The following is an 8,983-nucleotide window of genomic DNA, read 5'->3' as shown; positions in this document are numbered from 1 at the left end:
CCCCGTACGGCCAACAGCCGTACGGGGAGCCGCCGTTCGTATTTCGTCCTAGTGGTGGCCGCGCTTCTCACGGAGCGAGTGCAGGTGGTCCGCCGACTTCTGGGCGAACAGGATGGAGTCGACGGGGTTGTCGTGCTCCGCCTGCCAGTGGTGGTCCCTGCGGCCGTTGTGGGTCTTGTTCACGGCCGAGATGAACTTCTTGTAGTCGATGTCGCCGTCACCGACGTCGACCATGTCGTAGCCGTCACGCGCCTCCTCGTTCTTCACGCCGTCCTTGACGTGGAAGAGGGGGTAGCGGTCGGGCTGCTTGAGCACGTACTTCAGCGGGTCGAGCGGCGCGGGCTTTCCGTCGCCGGTCACGCTGAAGCGGTGCTTGGCGGCGAACGCCCAGTAGATGTCCATCTCCAGATAGACCAGCTTGGGGTCGGTCTCCGCGAGCAGGACGTCGTAGAGGCGGACGCCCGGCTGGTCGCTCGCGAAGGAGAACTCCTCGGCGTGGTTGTGCTGGTAGAACTTCATGCCGCGCTTGCGGGCGGCGGCGCCGTAGGTGTTGAAGTCCTCGGCCGCCTTCTTCCAGGCGTCGACGGTGTCGCCGTGGCGCCAGGGGCCCGACGCGGTGCCGATGTGGTCGAGGCCGAGCGCCTGGGCGTCGTCCAGCACCTTCTCCAGGTTCTGGGCGAAGCTGTACGCGTCGGGGTTGTTGTCGTCGGCGTAGTTGACGTGGCTGCCGATCGGACGCAGACCGTGGTTCCTGGCCAGCTTGCGCAGCTGCGGGATGGTGATGGCCCCGGCGTTGCCCTGGGTGTAGCCCGCGTACTCGATCTCGTCGTAGCCGAAGCGCTCCAGCTCCTCGAAGACCTTCGCGAAGCCGAGCGAGTTGACCTTGTCACGCAGGGAGTAGAGCTGTATGCCGAGGTGGCCCGGGGTGAGCACGGGCTCACCCTTGCCGTGCCCGTGGCCATGACCGTGGCCGTGACCACGGCCGCGCTCGCCCGCGGCGGCGGGGGTGGCCGCCGAGAGGCCGAGGATGGCGGCGGCACCGGTGCCCGCGGCCACACCCAGCATGTTGCGCCGGCTGAGCTTGGCTGCCAGCTCCGGGTCGACTGACTTCTTGCGGCTCATGCGTGGAACTCCTTAGATCAGTGCAGTCCTGCGAGATTGAGGAGCAGGGATTTCACGTCGGTGGCCTCGGTACGGCCGGTGACGGCTTCGGGGGTGGAGCAGAGGATGAGCGGACCTTCGTCGTCGCTCGTGGGGAGGCGGCCGTGGCTGCCGCGGATGGGTGAGGGGTCCAGGGGGACGACCGCGAGCCGGTAGCGCATGCCCAGCTTCTTGCGGGCGATGGCCTTGGCCGCCTTGACCTTCACGTACGGGTCGAGGGGGTCCATGAACAGCTCGACGGGGTCGTAGCCCGGCTTGCGGTGGATCTCGACCAGCTGGGCGAAGTCGGGCGCCTTGGCGTCGTCGAGCCAGTAGTAGTACGTGAACCAGGCGTCGGGTTCGGCGACGGCGACCAGTTCGCCGGAGCGCGGGTGGTCGAGGCCGTAGTTCTTCTTGCCCTCGTCGTCCAGGATCTCCTCGATGCCCTTGAGGTCCTTCAGCGCCTCGCGGGTCGCGTCCAGGTCCTCGGGGCGGCGCACGTAGATGTGCGAGATCTGGTGGTCGGAGACGGCGAAGGCGCGCGACGCCATCGGGTCCAGGTACTCCATGCCGTCCTGGGTGTGGACCTCCAGGAGTCCGGCGCGGCGCAGGGCCCGGTTGATGTCGACGGGCCGCGAAACGTTGGTGATGCCGTACTCGGAGAGGGCGACGACGGTACGGCCTTCGGCGCGCGCGTCGTCCAGCAGCGGACCCAGCGCCGCGTCGAGGTCGCGGGCCGCCTGGTGGGAGCGGGGGTCGTCGGGGCCGAAGCGCTGGAGGTCGTAGTCCAGGTGCGGGACGTAGCAGAGCGCCAGGTCGGGGTGGCGGGTGCCGATGATGTGGCGGGTGGCGTCGATGATCCACTGCGAGGAGACGAGGTCGGCGCCGGGGCCCCAGAAGTGGAAGAGGGGGAACGTGCCGAGTTTGTCGTGCAGTTCGTCGTGCAGGGCCGGCGGCCGGGTGTAGCAGTCCGGCTCCTTGCGGCCGTCGGCGTAGTAGACGGGGCGGGGCGTGACGGTGTAGTCGGTGTCGGCGCCCATCGCGTACCACCAGCAGATGTTGGCGACGGTGTAGCCGGGGTACGCGCGGCGGGCCGCGTCCCAGAGCTTGTCGCCGGAGACCAGTCCGTTGTGCTGGCGCCACAGCAGGACGTCGCCCAGTTCGCGGAAGTACCAGCCGTTGCCGACGATGCCGTGCTCGGACGGCAGGGTGCCGGTGAGGAACGTGGACTGCGCGCTGCAGGTGACGGCGGGCAGCACGGTGGTCAGCGGGCCCTGGGAGCCCGCGGCGGCCAGCTTCTTGAGGTTCGGCATGAACGCCAGGAGCTGGGGCGTGAGTCCGACGACGTCCAGGACGAGGAGGGGGGTGGGGCGCGCGGGGGCCTCGGCGGCCTTCGCGGTCGGCTCGGGGGTGGGGTCGGCGGTCATGGCAGCTCCTTGAGACCCAGGTCGACCAACAGGTCGCGGGCCAGCGTCAGTTCGGCGGCGATGCCCTCGGCGAGCCGGCCGCGTGAGCGGGGGCGCAGCTCGGGCGGGAGCGCCTGCCAGGTGTACGTCTCGACCTCCAGGTGGCGGGTCAGCGGTTCGGCGCCGCCGACGAGCAGGGCGAGGGTGTCCTGGAGTACGGGGAGGGTCGAGGTGAGGGGCGGGGCGGGCGGGGCGTGCAGCGGCACGTGGAAGTGCGAACGCCAGGGGGCGCCGTCCGGCAGTGCCTCGCCGGCCAGGGCCTCTTCGAGGTCGTCGGTGCCGCGCAGGCCGGCCGCCGTGCGGGTGCGGGTCTGGTGCAGGAAGCGCGGCTCGGCGAAGGCGGCCAACGCGTCGCGTACCTCCGGCAGATGGGGGTGCTCGGCGTGCAGCGCGGCGGAGAGCTGGGCCTTGGGGATGGTGACGCCGGCGTCGGCGAGGGCGCCGAGCGCGGTGGACGGGTCCTCGAAGGAGGTGGCGAGATGGCAGGTGTCCACGCAGATGCCGATACGGGCGCTGGCGACGTCGGTGAGCGGGCTGATCGCGTCGGCGGTGGTCTCGACGGTGCAGCCGGGCTCGGGTTCGAGCGCGATCCGGATGGATTTGCCGGTCAGCTCCTCCAGTGCGTCGAGCCGTTCGGCGAGGGTGGTGAGGGCGGCGTGGGCGGTGCGGGCCGCGGCGTCGTCGAAGGCGGTGCGCCAGGCGAGGGGCAGGGTCGAGACGGAGCCCTCGGTGACGTCGTCGGGCAGCAGCGAGGCGAGGAGGCGGGCGAGGTCGGTGGTGTGGGCCAGGCGCTCGGGGTCGGCCCAGTCCGGCTTGTAGACGCGGTACTTGACCTCTTCGGCGCCGAAGCCCTCGTACGGGAATCCGTTGAGGGTGACGACCTCCAGGCCGCGCCGCTCCAACTCGCCCTTCAGACCGCGCAGTTGGGCGGGGTCGTTGATGAGGGAGCGGGCCGCGCCCTTGGCGAGCCAGAGGCCGATGCCCAGGCGGTCACGGCCGAGGCGCTTGCGCACCGGCTCGCAGTGGTCGCGCAGTTGGGCCAGTACGCCTTCGAGGGTCTCGGCGGGGTGGACGTTCGTGCAGTACGAGAGGTGGACGGTGGAGCCGTCGGGGTGGCGGAAGCGCATGGCTCACTCACCGCCGCGGAGGATGGAGTTCCCCTCGTGCAGGGCTTCCGGCGCGGGGACGTCGAGCTGGAGTCTGCCGCTGAGGCCGTAGAACTCGACGGGGTTGCGCCAGAGCACCTTGTCGACGTCGTCCTCGGAGAAGCCGGCGGCGAGCATGGCGTCGCCGACCTTGCGGGTCTTGAGCGGGTCGCTCTTGCCCCAGTCGGCGGCGGAGTTGACGAGGACGCGGTCGGTGCCGTGGGAGCGCAGCACGGAGACCATCCGGTCCTCGTCCATCTTGGTGTCGGGGTAGATGGAGAAGCCCAGCCAACTGCCCGACTCCGCCGCGTCCTTGACGGTCGTCTCGTTGAGGTGGTCGAGCAGGACGTGCTCGGGGTCGAGATTCGACTCGGCGACGACGTCGATGGTGCGGCGCAGGCCGGTCAGCTTGTCGCGGTGCGGGGTGTGGACCATCGCGGGCAGCGCGTACTCGGCGGCCAGCTGGAGCTGGGTGGCGAGCGCGACGTCCTCGGCGGGGGTCATGGAGTCGTAGCCGATCTCGCCGACGGCGACGACGCCGTCCTTGACGAGGTAGCGGGGCAGTTCCTCCAGGACGGGTGTGCAGCGCGGGTCGTTCGCCTCTTTGGGGTTGAGGGCGAGCGTGCAGTGGTGCGCGATGCCGTACTGCGCCGCGCGGAACGGCTCCCAGCCGAGCAGCGCGTCGAAGTAGTCGTAGAAGCTGGCGGGCGACGTGCGGGGCTGGCCGAGCCAGAAGGACGGCTCGACGAGCGCACGGACTCCGGAGGCGTACATGGCCTGGTAGTCGTCCGTGGTGCGGGAGGTCATGTGGATGTGGGGGTCGAAGATACGCATCAGGACTCCTCGCCGGTCATGTTCAGTACACGGTGCAGGTCTGGGGGGACCGACCGTCCGGCCGCGGTGCGCTCCGACGCGAAGTCGGTGAGCATCCGGGCGAGTTCGGCGTCGCCGTGGGCGCGGCGTTCCGCGCCGGCGACGGCGGCCACGGGCACGCCGGTGAAGAGGCACTTCAGTACGGCGTGCCGCCAGGCGTGCGCGTCGAGATGGTCGGCGGCGTACGGGCCGACGGCCGCCTCGACGATGGTGGTGTCGTTGGTGCGCAGGGCGTCCTCGACGAGCGGCACGGCCTCGGGGCCGGGGACGAGGTGCGGCAGGGCGAGGAGTACGGCGCGGCGCTCGGCGGCGGCGCCCTGCTGGTAGAGGCGGGTGAGGGTGCCGACGTCGGCGGCGGCGCGGCGCAGGAGCAGGGTACGGACGTCGTCCGCGTTGTCCTGTCCGCAGTGGCGGCCGGCGGCGGCGAAGCGCAGCTCCCAGCGCCGGAGGGCAACGTTGTCGCCCTTCTCGGCCGCTTCGGCGAGTGCCTGGTCCAGCCAGGCGACGGCCTTCGCGTCCAGGCGTGCGTCGATCTCCTCGCGGTTCATGCCGGTGCTCCGATCGAGCGCAGGAAGTCCAGGGAGGTGCGGGCCATCTCGGGCCCGGCGTGCGAGTGGCGGGGCAGCTCCACGACGGTCAGGCCCTGGTAGCCGGTGGCGTCGAGCGCGGCCAGCACGGGCGGGAAGTCGATCTCCCCGTCCCCGAACGGCAGATGCTCGTGCACGCCGCGCCGCATGTCCTCGATCTGTACGTGGCGCAGCCAGGGGCCGGCGTCGCGGACGCAGTCGGCGGGCGGCGCCGCCTCCAGGCACTGGCAGTGGCCGATGTCGAGGGTGAGGCCGAGGGGTTCGGGGTCGCCGAGGAGCCCTCTGAGGTGGTGGAAGCCGGCGATGTCGGCGAGGAGATGGCCGGGTTCGGGCTCGATGGCGACGGGGACACCGGCGGCCTGGGCGGCGTCGATGACCGGGGTGATCGACTCCTCCAGCCGCTTCCAGGCGGTGTCGGGGTCGGTACCGTCGGGGGTGATGCCGCTGAAGCAGTGCACGGCGTGCGCGCCGAGGTCGGCGGCGACCCGCACGGCGGTGACGAGCAGCGCGGTGCGGGCGGCGCGGCCCTCCGGGTCGGGGTCGAGGAGGGTGGGCCCGTGCTTGCGGCGCGGGTCGAGCACGTAGCGGGCGCCGGTCTCGACGGTGACGCCGAGGCCGAGTTCCGTCAGCCGCGCGGCGACCTTGCTCGTACGGGCGGCGAGTTCGGGGGCGAGCGGGTCGAGGTGCATGTGGTCGAGGGTCAGCCCGACCCCGTCGTACCCGAGGTCGGCGAGCAGCCCGAGGGCGTCGTCCAGACGCAGATCGGTGAGCCCGTTGGTGCCGTATCCGTAGCGGATGGTCATGTCACACTCACCTTTTTCGCGAGCTTCCTTGCCAGCGGTACGAGCCCCATGACGGCGAGCCCGACCCCCGGAGCGCCACCGCGCGCGGCGAGCGCGGCCTGGAAGGGGATCATGGCCCGGATCCCCCCGCCGACGGCGCGCTGGGTGAGCTGCGGGGACGGATTGAGCGCGGCGTGCAGGTAGGGCCGCCCGGCGGTGACGACGAAGGCGGCGCCGAGCACGGGCCCGACGAGCCCGCCCGGCCCGTCACCCCGCTGCCGCCCGACGACCCCCCCGAGCACCCCGGTGACGGCGAGCGCGGCCAGCGGCGCCCCGACGGACCCGCCGTACACCTCTCGCCGGGAGACGGTGGTGACGGCGAGGGTATGCACGCCGAGGAGCGCGGCGGGAACGAGGGCACCGCGTGGCACGGCGGGCGGGGTGGCGCCTTGCCGGGCGAGGGGTGCGGGGCTGTGCGCCCCGACGGATCCGGCGAGCGCGCTCGCCATGGCGGCGACGGGCGTCGCGGTACGGCCCTGCCGGGCCGCCGAGGTCCGGCCGGCACGGGCGGCTGCGCGGCGCGGCGCGGCAGAGCCACTGGCCCAGGGCGACAACCGGGCGAACACGCCCCGCCCTTCGGGCTGCGCGGAACGGCCCGTCGCGCCGGCGACCGTAGCCGCCAGAGCCTCAAGCGGGGCGACGACCGACGAAGCCCTACGCCCCTGGCCGACAGCCGACCCCGCGAGCTTGCTCGCCAGGACATCCACCGACGTCCGGCCGACACCGGCCGCCGCACCGTGCGGTACGGCCGAGCCGTCGGCACAAGCCGACAAGCCTGCGAACACGCCCCGCCCTTCGGGCTGCGCGGAGCCGGCGGCCTTGGCCGCCAGAGCCTCAAGCGGGGCGACAACGGACGAAGCCGTACGCCCCTGGCCGGCAGCCGACCCCGCGAGCTTGCTCACCGAGGTCGACGGACGCCTTCGGCCCGACGTGCCGGTCGTCCAGGCCGACAGCCGGGTCAGCACGCCCCGCCGTGCGGGCGGCGGCGAGAAGCGGCCCGTCGAACGGGACACCGAACCCGCGGCCTTGGCCGCCAAGGCGCCCACCGGCGGGGCCGGGCGGCGGCCGGGGGCGGCAGGCTTGGCCGCCCGGTCGGAGGCCGAGCGTGTTGCCGTCGCGCCCAGCAGGACGTCCAGCGCGCGCGCCGCGCCCATCGCCGCCGGGCCCGCCGGTGTGTGCTTCAGGCGGAGGTCGTACGCCCAGACCGTCGCGGCCAGGGCCGTGCTCAGGGCCAGGGCCGGGCGGCCGGCGCGGGAGGCGAGGAGGAGGCCGGCAGCCGTGAGGCCGCCCGCCGCCGCCAGCGCCGCGTTCGGGGTGATGCGGCCCGAGGGGATCGGGCGGTGCGGGCGCTCCACGGCGTCCTCGTCGCGGTCCGCCCAGTCGTTGAGCGCCATCCCCGCCTCGTACAGGCACAGGGACGCGCCGACGGCGAGCGCCGTGCCACGGTTGGGGCGGACTCCGGCGGACGCCGCGCCGGCCAGGGCGTCGCCCGGGACCGTGAACAGCGCGGACACCCGCAGAAGTTCGGCCCAGGCACGCAGGTCCTGTCCGGCGGATGTCCGGGGATCGGCCCGGGGCGGCCGGGGCGGTGCGTCGCAAGGCGGAGGATCGGCCTCGTACCGGACGTACCCGGCCGGCTCCGACAGCGCGGCGAGGTGCCGTACCAGACGTCCCGGGCCCCCGAAGAGCCGCCGGACAGGACCTGGCGTCACTTGCTCTCCTTGAGGCGCTCGGCGAAGGAGAGGAGCGCGTCGAACTGTTCCGCCAGCGCGGCGGGGCCGCCGTCCGGGTCCTTGAAGTAGAAGCCCAGCTCGGGCAGCGGCCCGGTCAGTCCGGCCTCGTGGGCGCGGGAGACCAGTCGGGCCAGGTCCAGGACGAGCGGCGCGGCGAGCGCCGAGTCGCAGCCCTGCCAGATGGTCTGCAGGATCATGCGGGAGCCGAGGAACCCGTCGAACGCGATGTGGTCCCACGCGGTCTTCCACTCGCCGAGGGCGGGCACGTCGTCGATGTGCACCTCGCCCTCGGGCGCGATCCCGAGCGTGTCGGCGAGGACCCGCTCCTTGCCCGCGTTCTTGGCGGCCGCGGCCGCCGGGTCGGCCAGCGCCGCTCCGTCCCCGCCGCCCAGCAGGTTGGTGCCCGACCAGGCCCTGACGTCGAGGGCGCGCTGGACGAACATCGGGGCGAGCACGGAACGGAGCAGCGTCTGGCCTGTCTTGCCGTCGCGGCCCGCGTGGGGAAGTCCACTGGCCGAGACGGCGTCCGCGAGGGCCGCGCTGCGCAGCCCGGTCGACGGGGTGAAGTTCACGTAGGGGCAGCCGGCCTTGAGGGCCGCCGCCGCGTAGAGGGAGCTGGCCGGCAGCCGCGGGTCGTCCGCGGCGGGCTCGGGCTCGGTGGAGGAGACGTTGACCACGACGGCGCGCGCGACGCCGGTGCGCCGGACGAACGCGGTGATGTCGTCGGCGAACGCGGCGATCAGTTCGTCGTCGTCACGGGTGTCGCCGGGCATCGGTCCGCCGGCGCGGATCTCCGCGTCGGCCGTTTCGAGTTCCGCGGCGATGCTGTTGGGCAGGCCGTGCGGCAGGACCCCGGCGGCGGCGAGCGCCTCGGCCCGCTTCGGCAGGGGGCAGCTCACGGTGTCGTGACCACCGAAGACCAGTGAGGAGAGGGCCGGCAGGCCGGACCCGGCGAAAGGCGGGGTCTCGGCGACCATGCCGGTCGCGGGGTGGAGCCCGGCGACGACCGCCGCGCATCCCGCTACGGCCGTCGTCGCGACGGAGCCGCGTGCTCCGACGAACCAGACTCCGGTACGTCCTGCAGTCGAATCGTTGGTGGTCACGGGCTGCCTCCCTGCCGGGTGGGTGTGTTGGTGGACGGCGGGCGGGGGGTACGGCGCCTCCCCGCCCGCCGCCGGCTGGCGACCGGCCTCCTGG

At 73.0% G+C, this 8,983-nt stretch carries 8 protein-coding genes; all 8 read right to left on the bottom strand.

Annotation, left to right across the window (positions count from 1 at the left end; all coding sequences use genetic code 11):
* Nucleotides 1–48: 48 nt before the first annotated feature.
* The 8 genes from ACFUN8_RS26980 to ACFUN8_RS26945 are packed head-to-tail and all read right to left on the bottom strand — an operon-like array spanning nucleotide 49 to nucleotide 8,889.
* Nucleotides 49–1,122: a sugar phosphate isomerase/epimerase family protein gene (locus ACFUN8_RS26980; RefSeq protein WP_383642680.1), complete on the bottom strand. Its 1,074-nt coding sequence runs from the start codon at nucleotides 1,120–1,122 to the stop codon at nucleotides 49–51.
* Between the two features lie 17 nt (nucleotides 1,123–1,139).
* A complete protein-coding gene (locus ACFUN8_RS26975) occupies nucleotides 1,140–2,567 on the bottom strand; it encodes an alkaline phosphatase family protein (protein WP_383642677.1) in 1,428 nt (475 codons plus the stop codon).
* Nucleotides 2,564–3,733: a metabolite traffic protein EboE gene (gene eboE / locus ACFUN8_RS26970; protein WP_383642674.1), complete on the bottom strand. Its 1,170-nt coding sequence runs from the start codon at nucleotides 3,731–3,733 to the stop codon at nucleotides 2,564–2,566. Before eboE ends, ACFUN8_RS26975 begins: the two co-directional genes overlap by 4 nt.
* Nucleotides 3,734–3,736: 3 nt before the next feature.
* Complete coding sequence (locus ACFUN8_RS26965; protein ID WP_383642671.1) at nucleotides 3,737–4,585, bottom strand: TatD family hydrolase; 849 nt, start codon at nucleotides 4,583–4,585, stop codon at nucleotides 3,737–3,739.
* Complete coding sequence (locus tag ACFUN8_RS26960) at nucleotides 4,585–5,172, bottom strand: EboA domain-containing protein (RefSeq protein ID WP_383642668.1); 588 nt, start codon at nucleotides 5,170–5,172, stop codon at nucleotides 4,585–4,587. Before ACFUN8_RS26960 ends, ACFUN8_RS26965 begins: the two co-directional genes overlap by 1 nt.
* A complete protein-coding gene (locus ACFUN8_RS26955) occupies nucleotides 5,169–6,014 on the bottom strand; it encodes a sugar phosphate isomerase/epimerase family protein (protein WP_383642665.1) in 846 nt (281 codons plus the stop codon). Before ACFUN8_RS26955 ends, ACFUN8_RS26960 begins: the two co-directional genes overlap by 4 nt.
* Nucleotides 6,011–7,765, bottom strand: coding sequence for a UbiA family prenyltransferase (locus tag ACFUN8_RS26950; RefSeq protein ID WP_383642662.1), 1,755 nt, complete (start codon nucleotides 7,763–7,765; stop codon nucleotides 6,011–6,013). The genes ACFUN8_RS26955 and ACFUN8_RS26950 overlap by 4 nt, the downstream gene beginning before the upstream one ends.
* Nucleotides 7,762–8,889: an inositol-3-phosphate synthase gene (locus tag ACFUN8_RS26945; RefSeq protein WP_383642659.1), complete on the bottom strand. Its 1,128-nt coding sequence runs from the start codon at nucleotides 8,887–8,889 to the stop codon at nucleotides 7,762–7,764. Before ACFUN8_RS26945 ends, ACFUN8_RS26950 begins: the two co-directional genes overlap by 4 nt.
* Nucleotides 8,890–8,983 lie beyond the last annotated feature (94 nt).

Origin of the sequence: Streptomyces sp. NPDC057307 (genome assembly GCF_042667665.1) — a bacterium.
GTDB lineage: Bacteria > Actinomycetota > Actinomycetes > Streptomycetales > Streptomycetaceae > Streptomyces.
Note: the sequence above shows the minus strand (reverse complement) of the source record. Positions and strands in the feature narration are given on the sequence as shown.